The following is a 16,835-nucleotide window of genomic DNA, read 5'->3' on the forward strand; positions in this document are numbered from 1 at the left end:
GAGCGTTGCGTCGGTGGCACTGGGGCTCGCGCTGGCGTCGGGAGATACTTGAGCGCAGGGGGCCGAGACGAGGATATGTCCGAGGTGCCGGCGGAGCGAGGCGAGCAACCCGGCCCCGTCGCACGTCCGGCGGCCGTCAGCAGTCGCCGCGGCTGGCTCCTCGTCGTCGCGCTGCTCGCGGTCCCGATGGCGGTGGTTCCCGCGGACGGCAGCCTGACGGTCGTCAGCCTCTGGGGGTTCCTGAACACGGGCTCGCCCGGACCGGGACTCGGCGTCGACGGCTATCCGGTGTGGGCGTACTTCCGCGACCAGCCCCGGGCGTTCGGCTCGCTGCCAGCGTCGATCCGAGCGTGGCCGCTCGCGATCGGCTTTCACCTTTTGGCGACTGCCAGCGCGACCGGTGGGGTCGCGTTCGGCCGCGAGGACCGCCGCGTCACCGGCGGTCTGCTGGCGCTCGCGTCGGTCGCCAGTCTGTGGGTCTCCGTCGGCCTCGCGACGCGGTTCGGCGTCGGTGTCACCACGGGCTGGCTCGCCGTGCTTCCGGTCGGGGCGCTGGCGACGCTCGCAGTTGTCATCGCGGTGTACGGCGATACTCTGCGGCGGGTCGTCACGCGCTGACCGCCTCGCTCGCCGCCGGTGCCCGTTTTTATGTGTGATCGGACGGAACCTCGGCTCATGACCGACCTCCTCACGGTGGTTACCGTCACCGGCGTGGCCGGACTCGCGACCGGCCTCGGGGCGCTTCCCGTGTTCGTTCGGGCGCGCGTCACCCACCGAGTCTACGACGCCGCACTGGGGCTCGCGGCCGGACTGATGGTCGCCGCCAGCGTCTTCGGCCTGATCCTCCCGGGGATGGAAGAGGGGACCCTCGCCGCGGTGATGGGCGGCCTCGCCATCGGCGGATTGGTGCTACTCGGCGGCAACTACGCCATCCCCCACCTCCACGCCGAGTTTCGCGAGTGGTTCCCGGAGGGGGGCGCAACGGGTGACGATGCGGCAGCGATGTCTCTCCCCGCCGATCCGGTTGCGGCCGCGACGGTGGACGACCGATCCGACGAGTCCGTTCCAGACGCCGCCCTCGGCGACCCGACCGCGCCCATCGATGACCCGGACTCGGTGCTCCGCAAGGCCCTGCTTATCGGCGGCGCGATCACCTTACACAACGCCCCGGAGGGACTGGCGATCGGCGTCGCCTTCGCGTCGGGGTTAGAGGAGGTCGCGCTGCTGCTCGCGGTCGTTATCGGCCTCCAGAACGTCCCGGACGGATTCGCGTTCGCCGTTCCCATGGGCGAGACGGGGATGTCGAACGCGAAGGTGTTCGTCTACACCGCGCTCTCCGGGCTCGTGCCGCAGGTCGCCGCCGGCGTCTTCGGCTTCCTGCTCGTGTCCGTCGCGGCCGGACTGTTCCCGATCGCTTCCGGGTTCGCCGCCGGCGCGATGCTCGCGGTGGTCTTCCGAGAGCTGATTCCCTCCTCACACGGCCACGGGCACGCCGACGCCGCGACCCTCGCGTTTTTGCTCGGATTCGTGGTCGTGATCGCCGTCGACGAACTCCTCGTGGTGTGAGCCGCGCAGACCCGCGGAAACCTTTCTACGGTCACTCCCGAAGTTCCGGGCGTGTCCACCACCGTATCGACGCCCGAAGCCGACGAGGCGTGCGCCTACTGCGGATCGCCGATCTTCGACCACGACCCGATCTGCGTGCGCGACTGCGACGACGACTGCGGGTCGCCAGCGTATTTCTGCAACTACGCGTGTCTCTCCGCGCACGTCGATGAAAACGACCTGACCGCGGGCGACGCCTGCGAGTGGTCGCCGGGGGAGTGACGACAGCCCGAACGACTGGAGGTCGCTACTCGTTGTCCGGGTTGCTCGGGTGGTAGTCGGTGTCGTACTGTCCCGGGCGGCCGTCGACCCGATCCGGGTTGATACGTCCGGCAAGCAGCATGAAGTCGAGGACGGTGCAGTAGAGCATCGCCTCGACGACGGGCACCGCGCGCGGCGGGAGGACGGGGTCGTGCCGCCCCACTACTTGGACCTCCTTCTCCTCGCCCGTCTCCCAGTCGGCCGAGCGCTGTTTCTTGGGGATCGAGGTCGGCGCGTGCCACGTCGCCTCGCCGTAGATCGGCTCCCCGGTCGTGATCCCGCCCTGGAGCCCGCCGTGGTCGTTGCCGACGGGGACCGGGTCGCCCGCCTCGCTTGCGACGTGCTCGAACGACTCGCCGTCGTCGAACGTCCAGTCCTCGTTGCGATCGCTGCCGGTCACGTCGGTCGCGTCCGTTCCGAGTCCGTACTCGACGCCCGTAGTGGCCGGAATCGAGAACATCGCCTGACCGAGCCGCGCCGGGAAGCTGTCGAAACGCGGCGCGCCGAGCCCGCGCGGGACGCCGCGACACTCGAAGTAGATGGAGCCGCCGATCGAGTCGCCCGCCTCCTGATACTCCTCGATCAGCTCCTGCATCTCGGCGGCAGCTTCGGGGTCAGCACATCGCACGTCGTTCTCTTCCGAGTGCTCGAGGATCTGCTCGAAGCTCACGCCGTCGGCCTCGACGTCGCCGATTCGGTTCACGTGCGCTTTGATCTCGACGTCGTGCTCGGAGGCGGCGAGGACCTGCTCGGCGACCGCGCCGGCGGCGACCCAGTTCACCGTCTCGCGCGCGGAGGAGCGCCCGCCGCCCCCCCAGTTGCGCGTGCCGAACTTCGCGGAGTAGGTGTAATCGCCGTGCGAGGGGCGCGGGGCGGTGACGTACGGCTCGTACTTGCCGGAGCGCGCGTCCTTGTTTTGGATCACCATGCCGATCGGCGTGCCGGTGGTGTACCCGTCCTGCACGCCGGAGTTGACGACGACCTCGTCGGGCTCGCCCCGGGAAGTCGTGATCATCGACTGGCCCGGCTTGCGCCGGTCGAGGTGCGCCTGAATGGCTTCCTCGTCGAGCTCGACCCCGGCGGGCACGCCGGAGACGGTCACGCCCATCGCGTCGCCGTGGCTCTCGCCGTACGTCGTCAGCTGGAAGAGCCGTCCGAACCGGTTTCCGTTCATACCCGTCCGTATGGCCGAGGGCATATAGGGGTTGCAATCCGCGCAACGACCGCGCGGTATCCGCGGCAACGACCGCGCTGTGTACGCGATGCGTCTCGGCGGGAACGGACCGGTGCTGGTATATAAACGGGCGATGATACTGTGACCGTGCGCGAACGACTCACCTCCGATCTCGGCGTGTACGCCCTCTCCGGGCTGTTCTCGCTCGTCGTGTTCGGCGTGGCGCTGGGTATCCTCTCGCGGACGCTCCCGGGCGGAATCGGCTCCCGACAGCTCGTGGGGCTCGTGGTCGGCTACCTGCTTTTCATCGGCGCCTACACCGCCGCGTGGTTCATCTACAGCGAGATCGACAGCCGCGAGGAGATCTGAGCGCTCCCACCGCCCGTTGGTTCGGCTCCTCGCTCGTTCGAGTTCCGCCTGCCGAACGGTTTTCACGCCTCCGCGAGACGGGCCGGTATGTCGTGGGACACGATCACGCTCGACGTCGATACCGAGACCGGTGTGACGACGCTCACCGTCACCCGCCCGGAACAGCTCAACGCGCTCACCGTCGACACGCTCGAAGCGATCGAGGAGGCGCTCGCGGAGGCCGAGGCGGCTGGCGCCCGCGCGCTCGTTATCGCCGGCGCGGGTGACGACGCGTTCGTCGCGGGCGCGGACATCTCCTACATGGTCGAGCTATCGACACCGGAGGCGCAGGCGTACGCCGAACTGGGCCACCGGGTCGCCGATGCTCTCGAGTCGTTTCCGGCCCCCACGGTCGCCGCGATCGACGGCTACGCGTTCGGGGGCGGCTGCGAGCTGGCGCTCGCCTGTGACCTCCGGGTCGCCGCCGAGAGCGCGGTGCTCGGCCAGACGGAGATCGACCTCGGAATCATCCCGGGCTGGGGCGGCACCCAACGGCTCTCCCGGCTCGTCGGCGACGAGACGGCGAAGCGGCTCGTCTTTTTGGGCGAGCGGATCGACGGGGCGGAGGCCGCCGAGATCGGGTTCGTCGGCGAGGTCGTCGACGACGACGCGTTCGACGAGCGGCTCGACGAACTGGCCGCGGAACTCGCCGCGAAGCCGGCGTTCGCGACTCGCGCCGCGAAGGAGGCGCTGAACGCGGTCCACGACGGGACACAGCGAAGCGGGCTCGCTCTGGAGCGCCGCGCGTGGTCCGGCCTCTTCGGAACCCACGACCAGCGGGAGGGGATGGCGGCGTTCCTCGAGAAGCGCGAGCCCGAGTTCGAGTAGACGGACTGGGGCTCGGTATCGGACGGGGTGTGGCTCGCGGGCAGCCCGAAAGAGTCGCCTTGACGCTCGGTTCGTCCCGTGCCACCGGTCCACACCGGACGGCGTAACCGCCACGCTTTATTAATCCGCCCGAGTACCGGCGACATGGACCAGTTGCGGCAGTCGCTCCTCGACGCGCCGATCATCGAGAAAGGCGAGTACCAGTACTTCGTCCACCCGATCAGCGACGGCGTTCCCATGCTCAAACCGGAGCTCCTCCGGGAGATCGTCATCCGGATCATCCGGAAGGCGGAGCTGGAGAACGTCGACAAGATCGTCACGCCCGCGGCGATGGGCATCCACATCTCCACCGCGCTCTCTTTGATGACGGACATCCCGCTCGTCGTCATCCGCAAGCGGCAGTACGGCCTCGACGGCGAGGTGCCGCTGTTCCAGGAGACCGGCTACTCCGAGTCGGAGATGTATATAAATGATGTCGAGGAGGGCGACCGCGTCCTCGTCCTCGACGACGTGCTCTCGACGGGCGGCACGATGAAGGCGATCCTCGACGCGCTCACCAACGAGGTCGGCGCGGAGGTCGTCGACGTCGTCGCCGTGATCAAGAAGGCCGGTGCGAACGAGCTCGACGAGACCGACTACAACGTGAAGACGCTGATCAACGTCACCGTCGAGGACGGCGAGGTCGTCATCGTCGACGCGAAGGGCGACGAGTAGGGCACTCCGACGCAACGGCGGTTATAAACCCCGCGCCCGCCCTCGTCGCTGCCGGGCGCGGACGTCTTTTCCGTCGGGACCGCGAACGATAGACTACACATGAGTAGCGCGCTGTTCGTCGTGAGCGAGGAGGGGTACTGGGCCGAAGAGTGCATCGAGCCGCTGACGACGCTCGAAGCGGAGGGCGTCGACGTGACGATTACGACGCCGTCGGGTTCGCCGCCGGTCGTCGACGAGCGGTCGCTGGAGCCGGACGCCGCGGGCGGCGAGGACCGAGCCGCGGAGCTCCGCGAGGTCGACGAGACGCATCCCGGACTCAACGATCCGGAGCCGCTCGCGACCGTGAGCGCCGACGGCTACGACGCGGTCGTAGTCCCCGGCGGACACGGCACCGTCTGGGACGTGAATCAGGACCGACACGCGCGCCAGCTCCTGCTCGACGCGGTCGCCGGGGACGACGGCGTCGCGCTCGTCGTCTGTCACGCGGTCGGAATCTTAGCGTTCACCCGCGAGGCCGACGGGACGCCGCTCGTCGAGGGTCGCTCGGTCACCGGCTTCCCGAACGCGTGGGAGGAGGGCATCGTCGACGACCACGACGTGATGCCGGACGGTCGGAAGCTCCCGTACTGGGTCGAAGACGAGGTCGTCCTCGCTGGCGCCGACTGGGACGCCGAGCTCGACGCCGACACCAGCGTCACCGTCGACGGTGACCTGATCACCGCCCGCGGCCCGGGATCCTCCGCGGCCGCCGCGGCGACGCTGCTGGACGAGCTGTAACTGCGTTCGAATAGCCGGGCGACGCTCAGCGGATCACGAACGCCGGCTCCTCGATTCGCTCGCTCTTGCACTCCGGACACCGAGACGGCTCGTTGACGGGGTCGTCGAAGCCGTCGAAGCCGCAGTCGCGGCACGTCGGCGGGGCGACGAGGAACTCGCCGTCGCCGTCGACCGACCGCGAGACGTGCTCCAAGTGCTCGTACACGACGGGCGTCGGCAGCGATAACGACTCCCCGATGTCGCTCGCGGTCGCCGGCGCTTCACGGAGCGTCTCGGCGATTCGCTGGCGCGTCGTCTCCATGCGTTGCGTTAGTCGGGAGTATATAAAACGACGACGGCGAAGCCGAGGGCGTCTCGACCGAGCCCCGACGGACCGGACCGTCACTCCACCGCGATCCGAGACCGGAACTCCGATCGACCACCGGTCGCGAGGCCCGTCGCTCGGAACAGCGCGCCCGCGCCGTCGCCCTCGATCGAGCGGTTCGAGTCGCTCAGCGCGGTCGTCAGGTACATCACGTCCCGTGAGGGGCCAGCGAACGTGAGAGAGGCGACCTTCCGCGCCGGCAGCGAGATCTCGGCGACGGACTGCCCGGTCGGGTCGTAGCGGACGGCCCGCCCGCCGTCCCAACGCGCCGACCAGACGTGATCGTCGGCGTCGACGGTCATCCCGTCCGGGACGCCGTCGCCGGGCGGCGTCTCGACGAAGGTGCGGCGGTTCGTTAGTTCGCCCGTGGCGTAGTCGTAGTCGTACGCGTATATCCGTCGGGCCTCAGACTCCGTGAGATAGAACGTGGTGGCGTCGCCGGAAAAGCCCATACCGTTCGGGATGTCGAGGCCCGTTTCGACGACCCGAACGGAGCCGTCGGCGTCGATTCGGTAGAGGTCGCCGAGTCGTTCGTCGCCCGGCATCGTCCCCGCGAACACCCGCCCTTCGGGATCGGCGATGACGTCGTTGAATCGCGTGTCGGCGTCGACGCTCGCCACCTGTTTCGCCTCTGAGGTGCCCGGAACCCATCGCTCGATCGCGCCGTGCGTGAACAGGAGAAGGGCGCCGTCGGCCTCGACCGTGTATCCGCCGAGCGGGTCGCCGCCGGTCTCGTAGGCAATCTCGTTGGAGCCGGACTCTGGATCGTACTGGTACAGTCGCCCAGCCGGGATGTCGACCCAGTAGAGCAGCCGCTCCGCCGGGTGCCAGAGCGGCCCCTCGCCGGTGTGTGCGGTCTCGTCCGCGACGCGGTCGGTCCGAACCATACGGATCCTCTCGAAGCGCAGTACTTCAGTGTGTCTCCCGGACGAAATCCGCCACCGGTTTCATATCGTCGCCCGACGAACCGCAGACATGGTCACACGTATTCTCGTCGCGATGGACGATTCGCCGCTGAGCCGCGAAGCGCTCGCGTTCGCGCTCGACACCTTCCCCGACGCCGATATTACTGCGGTGCACGTCGCGTACCCGGAGATCGATATGCTCCCGGCCGACGTGAACGAGGTGTACGACGCCGACCTCGACGAACTCGACGGCGTCGGGGACGACATGGCGCAGACGGTGTTCGAGACGATCCGCGAGGTCGCCGACGGACGCGAGCTCTCGGTCACTTTCCTCATGGGCGAGACGGATCGCCGACTCGTCGAGTACACCGACTCGGGCGGGTTCGATCACGTCGTTCTCGGCACCCACGGGCGGGAGGGACTCTCACGGCTCCTCCTCGGCAGCGTCGCCGAGGCCGTCGTGCGCCAGACGGACGTGCCGACGACGCTGGTCCGGTGAACCGAATTATCTCCCATATCAGAACGAGGGACGCCGATCTACGTCAAGATCGTCGAATATGGGCTCGTTATTTTCACGATCTGTTCCTCCTTGAGGGGCGCTCTCGAACGTGTTCAACCAGGCGTCCCGGTCTTCAGTCGTCGCCTCCGATTGCGATGCGTGTGATGCGCGTGTCTCCGGGATGGAGTACCCGATGGTGTGCCGGACGCCGATAGCTGATTCTGTCGGACAGAAGTCGCAGAACGTATGATTCCGTATCCGCAGACGCGTCGATCGGTCTAGATGCCGCCGGCGAGAACCTGGGCCGGGTCGCCGAGCACTTCGGAGGTAGTTGGAGAATGTTGATATCATAGTTGGAGAATGTTGATATCATAGTTGGAGAATGTTGATATCATAGTTGGAGAATGTTGATATCATAGTTGGAGAATGTTGATATCATAGTTGGAGAGAATTAATACTATGGTTGGATATAATTAATACCACAATTGTCGAGAACTATCAAATTTCTGTTATAGTATCGTTAACCGGATATAATACTGTTTTACTATTTGTTGTTAGATTTTTGATCTTTTGTCGGCCCAGCAGTAGGACGCGAACCGAAACCTGCCGGCCAACGGACAATCACACATATGCCACCGACACGATCGAAGCGGGCCTTCGCACTGCTCTTCTCGCTATTGATGATCACGTCTATGATGGGCGTGGCATCGATAGCGGTCGGAGCCGGTACCGCGCAGGCGCAGACAGGTGAAGACGTACAGTATCGACTGAACGCGGGAGGATCAACGGTCGGGGCCGTTGACGGCGCCTCCGACTGGACACCGCCGGGCTCCACGAGCGGCGTATCCGTGAGCGGGAGCTCGTCGACGTATAGTACAGGCGATTCGATCAGCCTCGATGGTACGGTCCCGTCGAGCACGCCCTCAGCGGTATTTCAGTCGGAACGCTACGGCGACCAGCAGTGGGACTTCGACGTCACGTCCGGTCAAGAGTACGAAGTCCGACTGTACTTCGCCGAAATCTACCAAGAATCGTCGAACGAGCGCGTCTTCGATGTCGCCCTCGAGGGAGAGACGGTCCTGAACGACTACGACATCCACGCCGAAGTCGGCCACGACGTCGGAACGATGAAGTCGTTCACCGTGACGCCTACGGACGGCACATTGGACGTCGACTTCACGACCGAGGTCGATAACGCGAAGATTTCGGCTATCGAGGTCGTCGAGGCCGAGCCTCAACCCGATACGCTCGGAGGGCCGAGCGCCGTGAACTTCGGAACGGTCGTCACCGGCGACAGCGACACCAAACAGGTCACGGTGACGAACCTCGGCGACAGCGACGATCCGAGCATCGATATCTCCGATGTCTCGATCGCCGGATCAGACGCGAACGAGTTCACCGCCGGCGCAGCATCCGAGACGACGCTGGCTCCGGGTGAATCAGCCGAGATCCCGGTGACGTTCTCGCCGTCGAGCGTCGACGCGATGAGCGCGACGCTCGAAGTGAGCCACTCCGGCACGAACTCTCCGCTGACGGTCGACCTCGCGGGTGAGGGTGCCAGCGACGTTCCGGTCGGCTTCAGCAAGTCCACGCTCCAGGGCTTCAGCGCCGGTAACCCGACGGCCATCGACTTCGGTCCTGACGATCGAGCCTACGTCTCGACACAGGGCGGCACCGTCTACGCGCTCGAAGTCGAGCGCACCGGCGAGGACAGCTACCAGGTGCTCAACGAAGAGGAAATCGGCGCGATCAAGGACATCCCGAATCACGACGACTTCGGGAACCACGACGCGGATCGGACCGCGCGACAGATTACTGGCATCACCGCGGGTGGAACGGCAGCCGAACCGGTCGTCTACGTCTCCTCGAGCGACGACCAGATCGATGTCGGCGATGACGACGATTCGAAGGACACCAACTCGGGAGCCGTCTCCCGGCTGACGTTCGACTGGAACGACGACGGCAGCCTCGCGAGCCTCGACCACGACGTGCTGGTGCTCGGCCTGCCGCGCTCCGAGGAGAACCACGCCCCCAACGGGATGGACCTCTCCGAGGACGGTGAGACGCTCTACCTCGCGGTGGGCGGCCACACCAACAAGGGCGCACCGAGCAATAACTTCGGACACACGCCCGAATACGCGCTCTCGGCGGCCGTCCTGAGCATCGATCTGGCACAGATCGAGGCCGAACACCAGCCGAAAAGCCTCCAGAACGAGGATTCGGCGTACGCGAATCTCGACTATTATTACTCGATTCCGACGGTTCAGGGCGGGACACTTCCGTTCGGCGGGGATGACGGGCTTAACCAGGCGAAGATCGTCCAGGGCGGTCCAGTTCAGATATACTCGCCCGGGTACCGGAACGCCTACGACCTCGTTCTCTCACAGGACGACCAACTCTACGTCATCGATAACGGGCCGAACGGCGGCTGGGGCGGCCAGCCGGTCGATGGGGGACCGAACGGGATCTGCACCAACGAGCCCAACGAGGACGGGAGCTACGGCACCGGCGATCAGCTCCACCTCGCCACCGAGGGCTCCTACGGCGGTCACCCCGCGCCCATCCGAGGCAACCCGGACGGCGCGGGCCTCTGGGACGCGAACGGGAATCAGTACCACGACTTCGACGAGTCGGACACGCCGGTTCCCTTCGACATGGCCAACCCGGTTGAGTGCGACTACCAGGATCCCACCGAGGACAATTCGATCGGCCCGACGTTCAGCTGGACCGGTGGCATCACCGAGTACACCGCCTCCAACTTCGGCGGCAGCATGCAGGGCGACCTGCTGGTCGTGGAGGGCGGTAGCGGGACAATCAAGCGCACTCAACTGAACAGCGCCGGTGACGACGTCACCGACGTAAGCAACGTCTTCAACACGAACGGTCCGCTCGGAATCGCCGCGCAGGGCGACGACGACCAGCTCTCCGGTACCGTCTGGACGGCGAACCACGGTCCGAACGACATCACCGTCTTCGAGCCGAACGACTACGACGGCAGCGGCGGCGGCGAACAGTGCACCGGCGCATACGACTGGGAGCTAGATGAGGACGGCGACGGCTACAGCAACGCCGACGAGATCGACGCGGGATCCGACCCGTGCTCGGCGGCGTCCACTCCCGCCGACTTCGACGGCGACGGCGTCTCGAACGTCAACGACGACGACGACGACGGCGACGGCTGGCTCGACTACGAGGACCCGTTCGCGCGCGACGCGGCGAACGGCCTCGACACCGACGTCCCGATGACGTTGGACTTCCAGCCGAACGCCCAGCCCGGTACGATCCTCGGCCTCGGCTTCACCGGCGTGATGACGAACGGCCAGGACGACTACATGGACCTCTACGACGACGAGAACGTCATCGCCGGCGGCGCGGCGAACGTGCTCACTGTCGAGGGAGTCCCGCAGGGCGACGCGCACGCGAACTCGAACAGCCAACAGTACGCGTTCCAGACCGGTGTGAACGCGCCCGACGAACCGTTCGTCGTCAGCTCCACGGTGACCGGCTATCCCGACTCCCCGGAGAACTACCAGTCGATGGGGATCTACCTCGGTAACGGCGATCAGGACAACTATGCGAAGTTGGTCGTCTCCGCCAACGACGGAACGGGTGGTGTCGAGTTCGCGAAGGAAGTCGACGGGACCTTCGACAACGTGGCGCAGCCCGATGACGCGAGCGTCACCGGACAAAACACAAACACCGACCTCTACCTGCACGTCTACCCGAGCAACGACACCGTCGAGGCGTACTACGCGACCGACGGCGGCGGGATGACCTACGTCGGCGAGACGACGATCCCGTCCGAGTGGCTCGACTCGACCGAGCGCGGGATGGCCGCCGGCGTCATCTCGACGTCGAACGGCGCGAGCTCGACGTTCGACGCGACTTGGAAGAACCTCTACGTCACGCCTCTCGAGGGCGACGGCGAGACGAATCAGCCGCCAGTCGCGGACGCTGGCCCGGACCAGACCGTCGACGAGAACACGGAAGTTCAACTCGACGCCTCGGGCTCTTCGGACCCCGACGGTGACATGCTCGGCTACACGTGGACGCAACTTGATGGGCCGGACGTCAGCCTCAACATCAACGACGCGGTGGATCCGACGTTCACCGCGCCAGAGGTCGACGAGGACACCACGCTCACCTTCGAGGTCAGCGTCTCCGACGGCGAACTGTCCGACACCGACACGGTGAACGTCACCGTTCAGGACGCGGACGACGGCTCCGACGACACGCTGACCATCGAGGAGGCGGTCGCGAGCATCGACGAGGACGGTGACGACACGAAGATCGAGTTCACCGAAATCCAGCAGGCGATCAACCTCTGGCAGACCGACGCGGAGGTGCCCAACACCGGTGGTCAGACTATCGACTTCCAGAAGATGCAGGAGCTGATCAACCTCTGGCAGACCGACGCGACCATCGGCGACGGTAACGAACAGCCGACGGCGTCGTTCACCTTCAGTCCCGACTCTCCCGAGGCGGGCCAGCAGGTGAGCTTCGACGCGTCCGGCTCCAGCGACGTGGATGGCTCCATCGCGAGCTACGAGTGGGACTTCGGCGACGGCGAGACCGCCACCGGCGAGCAGGTGACGAACACCTTCGACGCCGCGGGCGACTACGACGTCACCCTCACCGTCACCGACGACGACGGTGCCACCGACAGCACGGCCGAGACCGTCACGGTCGGCGAATCAACGGCCCAACCCGGCGCCGCGTCGGTGAGTGTCACGCCCAACAGCGGCACCGAGGCGTCCACCTACGGCAGTGGATCGTTCACGGTTGAGAACACCGGCGACCAGCAGATCTCGTCGGTCACCTTCGACCTCTCCTCGGGAGCCATGCCTGACATGGTGTGGGATCCCGATGGGACCGCCGGCGATCAGGCGGCGAAGGGACTGAGCATCGACTCGGAGTCGGGTGACGGCGTCGGCGTCGTCAGCACGGCCGATGACGACGTGTTCAGTCAGCCCCACAACGGCATCGACGGCGACGACGGCTACGACGTGTTGACCATCGAGTTCACCGACTTCGAACCCGGCGAGTCGGTGTCGTTCTCGGCCGACAACGACCCGACGAGCATCAAGGGCGCGACCATCAGCTCGCAGGAGGCCGGACCGGTCTCCGGGCTCGAACTCGCCCGCTCCAATGTGAGCACCGAGTACACCGATGGAATCGTCCAGGAGACGCAGCTCTTCGGTGACGGCAGTGCGGGCGGCGCACAGGCGACGCTCGACGAGTCGGTCGCACCGGCACCGAGTATCGACGTGCAAAACGTTAGCCTCGACGACGGCGCGCTCCGCGACCACCACAGCGCGGCCACCGTGAGCGAGGCCGACCAGACCGTGACCGTCACGGGAGAGCCCGGCGAGACGGTCACGCTACTGCACTTCGAGGCCGAACTCGAACTCGACAACGTGCCGGACACCGACGGCTCCGGGTCGCCCGGCTACGATATCGAGGACTACGAAGCCAACAAGATCGAGCAGGTGAACTACGAGACGGTCACCCTCGACACGAACGGCGAGGCCGAGCTGCCCGTCACGCTGCTCAACACCACTGATGTCGGCGGCTACAACTACTTCGTGGCGACGCACGGCGAGCCCAGCTCCGACACCGGCCTGGGCTCGAACGCGGTCGTCCTGAAGTACGAGCAGAGCACTGACGGCGGTGGTGACGACGGCGACTCGACCAGCTTCACCGTGAACGCCGGCGGCGACGCCTACACCGCCAGCGACGGGACGGAGTTCCAAGCTGACACCGCCTTCACCGGTGGGACCACGTACAGCTTCGTCCAGCCGATCGACAACACGCAGGACGATCCGCTCTACCAGACCGAGCGGTACGGCAACTTCAGCTACGACGTGCCCCTTGAGGACGGTCAGTATCAGGTCACCCTGCACTTCGCAGAGATCTACCAGGGGACGTCTAACGACAACAACCCCGACGAGGATCAGACCGGTGAGCGGCTCTTCGACGTGAGCGCCGAGGGAGAGCAACAGCTCGACAACTACGACATCTACGCGGAAGCCGGCGGCGAACTGATCGCGATCCAGGAGACGTTCACGGTCGAGGTCGCTGACGGCGAACTGAACGTCGAGTTCACCACCGTCGAGGACAACGCCAAGGTATCGGCCATCGAGGTCGACCCGGTCGAAGGCGACGCGAACCAGCCGCCGACGGCTGACGCGGGTAACGACCAGACCGTCGAGGAGGGCGACGAGGTCACCCTCGACGCCTCCGGCTCCAGCGACCCGGACGGTGACTCGCTGAGTTACGACTGGACGCAGACGGCTGGTCCCGACGTGACGCTCAGCGATACGTCCTCGTCCACGCCGACGTTCACCGCACCCGAGGTCGACGCCAACGAGACGCTCACCTTCGAGGTGAACGTCTCCGACGGCGGATTGACTGACACCGACACGGTGAACGTCACGGTGCAGGACGCCGAGCCTGCCAATCAGGCGCCGACCATCGAGGCTGTCGACGACCAGGCGGTCACCGAGGGCGATACCGTCACGGTGAACGTGTCGGCGTCCGACGCCGACGGCGACGACCTCACGCTGTCGGTCGACGGCCCCGACTTCGTCAGTCTGACTGACGACGGCGACGGCACCGGAACGGTCGACATCGCCCCGCAGTCGGGCGACGCGGGCACATACACAGTCAACGTGACAGCAGACGACGGTACGACCACGACGACAGAGAGCTTCCAGCTCACTGTCGAATCGCAGTCAACCGACGATGAACTCGTCTACGCGGTGAACGCCGGTGGCTCCGACTACACCGCTGCGGACGGTACCAACTACGCCAATGACACGGACTTCGGCGGCTCCTTCAGCGGATCGGAGGGAACGACCGTCGATACCAGCCTGACCATCGAGAACACGCAGGACGACCCGCTGTACCAGTCCGAGCGGTACGGCGATTCGCTCTCGTACAGTATGCCGGTCGAAGACGGCACCTACGAGGTGACACTGCAATTCGCCGAGATCTGGCACGGCGTCGATGGGGGGAACGCTGGCGGTGGAGAAGGCGACCGCGTGTTCAACGCCTCCGTCGAGGGCCAACAGGTCCTGACCGACTACGACATCTACGCGGATGTCGGTGCGTTGAACGCGACCGAGGAGACGTTCACCGTCGAAGTTACCGACGGCGAACTGAACATCGAACTCGACGCGTCCGAGGACTTCGGCAAGCTCAGCGCGTTCACGGTCTCGGAAGCTGACAGCTCTGACGGTGACGGTGACGAGAACACCGCACCGACCATCGACGCAATCGCGAACCAGACGGTCACTGAGGGTGACACCGCCCAAGTATCCGTCAACGCCTCCGACGACGACGGCGACTCGCTGACGCTGTCGGTGAGCGGTCCCGACTTCGTGACCCTCGACGGGGACACGATAACGATCGCTCCCGAGTCCGGCGACGCGGGGACGTACACGGTCGACGTGACGGCTGACGACGGGCAGGCGACTGCGACCGAGAGCTTCCAGCTTACCGTTGAGCAGGCTGACGATGGCTCGGGTTCCATGCAGATGCTGGTGACCCCGAACAGTAACAACATCGACGCCAGCACCTATGGTAGCGGTTCGTTCCAGATCACGAACACCGGCGACCAGGAGATCACCTCGGTGACGCTTGATCTGCGAACGGCCACGTTCCCCGACATGATCTACGATCCGGAGGGGACCGCCGGCGACGAGATCGGCAAGGACTTCACTGCCGACTCCGGTGCCTCCCAGACGGGTTTAATCGAGGGTGTGCTCTCGGAGCCCCATAACTCCGATCCCGACGACGGGTACGACGTGCTGACGATCGCCTTCGATGACTTCCAGCCCGGCGAGACGTTCGCGTTCTCGATCGACAACGATCCGACGAGCATCAAAGGTTCGTCCGGGTCGCAAGCGGCCGGTCCCGTCTCGGGACTCGAGCTCGCCGGCGCGACGATGACCGTCGAGTACGCCTCCGGGGCCACCCAGACGAACACCCTGTTCGGCGACGGCAGCGCGGGTGGCTCGCAGGCGACCACCAAAGACGGGATCGCCACCGCACCGTCGATCGACGTGCAGGGCGTCACGCTCGACGACGCCGTCCTTCGAAGCCATCACAGCGGGGCCACGGTAGCGGACGCCCAGCAGACGGTCACGATCACCGGCACTCCCGACCAGACCGTGAGGCTGCTCCGGATCGAGGGCGAACTCAACCTCAACGGCGTCCCAGACGCAGACGGCTCGGGATCGCCCGGCTACGACATCGAGCCGTACGAGGCGAACAAGGCGCTGCAGGTCGAAGAGGAGATCGTCACGCTCGACTCGAACGGCGAGGCGACCGTCGACGTCACGCTGACCGACTCGACCGCTGACGGCGGCTTCAACTACCTCGTCGCCGCCGTGCAGGACGGCGACGGTGACACCGGCGCGGCCTCGAACACAGTCGTGCTGAACTACGACGAGAGCGCCGGCGACGACGATTCGTCATCGGTTCAGACACTCCACCGCGTGAACGCGGGTGAGGAGACGACGATCAACGCGACAGACGACGGTCCCGACTGGACCGGGGTCGCAGACGAGAGTTCGCAGTACCTCGCTTCAGTGGGCCCCGGCTCGACCGGCAACTACGACGGCGGCTCGATCATCTCGACGACCGCGAACGTCCCATCGAGCACCCCTGACGGAGTATGGGACTACGAGCGCTACGGGAATATGACCTGGGAGTTCTCCGTCGACTCGGGTCAGCAGGTCGAGGTCCGGCTCTACGTCGGCAACTCGTTCGACGGAGCCAGCGATCCCGGTGACCGCCAGTTCAACGTCTCCATCGAGGGCCAGCAGGTCCTGACGCAGTACGACCCCGTGGCCGATGTCGGCCACCAGACGGGGACGATGAAGAACTTCACCGCCACCGACGACGGCGACGGCACGATAACGGTCGAGTTCGAGAAAGGCAACGCCGAGAACCCGGAGGTACGGGCCATCGAGATAGTCGAAACGGAGGACAGCAGCTCGTAGTAGCGACGCTGCGCCAAGATCGATGACCGGAACCACCACACGCGCCGTCGCTGTCCGCCCGCGGTCGACCGACGAGGTCGACCCCGATAGCGACGGCCGCGTGCGGATGCGAACCGATGACGGCAGGCGAGCGCTCCGGCGTTTCGCCACGTGGCACGGACCGGCGCCCTTCGGGGGTAACAATCACGAGATCCGAACTGCGCCGGCCGTCCGATCGGCAACTTGCCAGAGGCCCCATCGGAAATCGGTCGCCCTGACGACGCCGAGACGCGCCTCTCTCGGTGACGGGTAC

12 protein-coding genes are annotated in these 16,835 nt (G+C 66.0%); 9 read left to right on the forward strand and 3 right to left on the reverse strand.

The features are described 5' to 3' along the window. The first annotated feature begins 75 nt into the window (after positions 1 to 75). From ACNSN4_RS06850 to ACNSN4_RS06860, 3 genes are read left to right on the forward strand one after another with little or no spacing between them, the layout of a single operon-like run. Positions 76 to 618: a TIGR04206 family protein gene (locus ACNSN4_RS06850; RefSeq protein WP_418285050.1), complete on the forward strand. Its 543-nt coding sequence runs from the start codon at positions 76 to 78 to the stop codon at positions 616 to 618. A 57-nt stretch (positions 619 to 675) separates the two neighbouring features. Next, on the forward strand, positions 676 to 1,566 hold the full coding sequence (locus ACNSN4_RS06855) for a ZIP family metal transporter (RefSeq protein ID WP_418285051.1): 891 nt from the start codon (positions 676 to 678) through the stop codon (positions 1,564 to 1,566). Between the two features lie 51 nt (positions 1,567 to 1,617). Further along, complete coding sequence (locus ACNSN4_RS06860; RefSeq protein WP_418285052.1) at positions 1,618 to 1,827, forward strand: hypothetical protein; 210 nt, start codon at positions 1,618 to 1,620, stop codon at positions 1,825 to 1,827. A 25-nt stretch (positions 1,828 to 1,852) separates the two neighbouring features. On the opposite strand, the gene aroC is transcribed toward ACNSN4_RS06860, so the two are convergent. Beyond that, the gene (gene aroC, locus ACNSN4_RS06865) at positions 1,853 to 3,040 is read right to left on the reverse strand and encodes a chorismate synthase (protein ID WP_418285053.1); all 1,188 of its coding nucleotides are present in this window, start codon (positions 3,038 to 3,040) and stop codon (positions 1,853 to 1,855) included. Between the two features lie 147 nt (positions 3,041 to 3,187). Here aroC and ACNSN4_RS06870 point away from each other — a divergent pair, with 147 nt between their 5' ends. From ACNSN4_RS06870 to ACNSN4_RS06885, 4 genes are all read left to right on the forward strand, one after another. Then, complete coding sequence (locus ACNSN4_RS06870; RefSeq protein WP_418285054.1) at positions 3,188 to 3,409, forward strand: hypothetical protein; 222 nt, start codon at positions 3,188 to 3,190, stop codon at positions 3,407 to 3,409. An 87-nt stretch (positions 3,410 to 3,496) separates the two neighbouring features. Then, positions 3,497 to 4,276 carry an enoyl-CoA hydratase/isomerase family protein gene (locus tag ACNSN4_RS06875; protein ID WP_418285055.1) on the forward strand — a complete coding sequence of 260 codons (780 nt, stop codon included), beginning with the start codon at positions 3,497 to 3,499 and terminating at the stop codon, positions 4,274 to 4,276. A gap of 144 nt (positions 4,277 to 4,420) precedes the next feature. Continuing rightward, the gene (gene hpt, locus ACNSN4_RS06880; protein WP_418285056.1) at positions 4,421 to 4,990 is read left to right on the forward strand and encodes a hypoxanthine/guanine phosphoribosyltransferase; all 570 of its coding nucleotides are present in this window, start codon (positions 4,421 to 4,423) and stop codon (positions 4,988 to 4,990) included. Between the two features lie 99 nt (positions 4,991 to 5,089). Beyond that, complete coding sequence (locus ACNSN4_RS06885; RefSeq protein WP_418285057.1) at positions 5,090 to 5,767, forward strand: DJ-1/PfpI family protein; 678 nt, start codon at positions 5,090 to 5,092, stop codon at positions 5,765 to 5,767. A gap of 25 nt (positions 5,768 to 5,792) precedes the next feature. On the opposite strand, the gene ACNSN4_RS06890 is transcribed toward ACNSN4_RS06885, so the two are convergent. Both ACNSN4_RS06890 and ACNSN4_RS06895 read right to left on the reverse strand, forming a co-directional pair. Next, positions 5,793 to 6,068, reverse strand: coding sequence for a transcriptional regulator (locus tag ACNSN4_RS06890; protein ID WP_418285058.1), 276 nt, complete (start codon positions 6,066 to 6,068; stop codon positions 5,793 to 5,795). An 80-nt stretch (positions 6,069 to 6,148) separates the two neighbouring features. Beyond that, positions 6,149 to 7,018, reverse strand: coding sequence for an SMP-30/gluconolactonase/LRE family protein (locus ACNSN4_RS06895; RefSeq protein ID WP_418285059.1), 870 nt, complete (start codon positions 7,016 to 7,018; stop codon positions 6,149 to 6,151). An 88-nt stretch (positions 7,019 to 7,106) separates the two neighbouring features. Here ACNSN4_RS06895 and ACNSN4_RS06900 point away from each other — a divergent pair, with 88 nt between their 5' ends. After that, complete coding sequence (locus tag ACNSN4_RS06900) at positions 7,107 to 7,535, forward strand: universal stress protein (protein WP_418285060.1); 429 nt, start codon at positions 7,107 to 7,109, stop codon at positions 7,533 to 7,535. A 629-nt stretch (positions 7,536 to 8,164) separates the two neighbouring features. Continuing rightward, positions 8,165 to 16,543: a malectin domain-containing carbohydrate-binding protein gene (locus tag ACNSN4_RS06905; RefSeq protein ID WP_418285061.1), complete on the forward strand. Its 8,379-nt coding sequence runs from the start codon at positions 8,165 to 8,167 to the stop codon at positions 16,541 to 16,543. Positions 16,544 to 16,835 lie beyond the last annotated feature (292 nt).

The organism is Halorubrum marinum (assembly GCF_048381195.1).
Taxonomy (GTDB): domain Archaea; phylum Halobacteriota; class Halobacteria; order Halobacteriales; family Haloferacaceae; genus Halorubrum.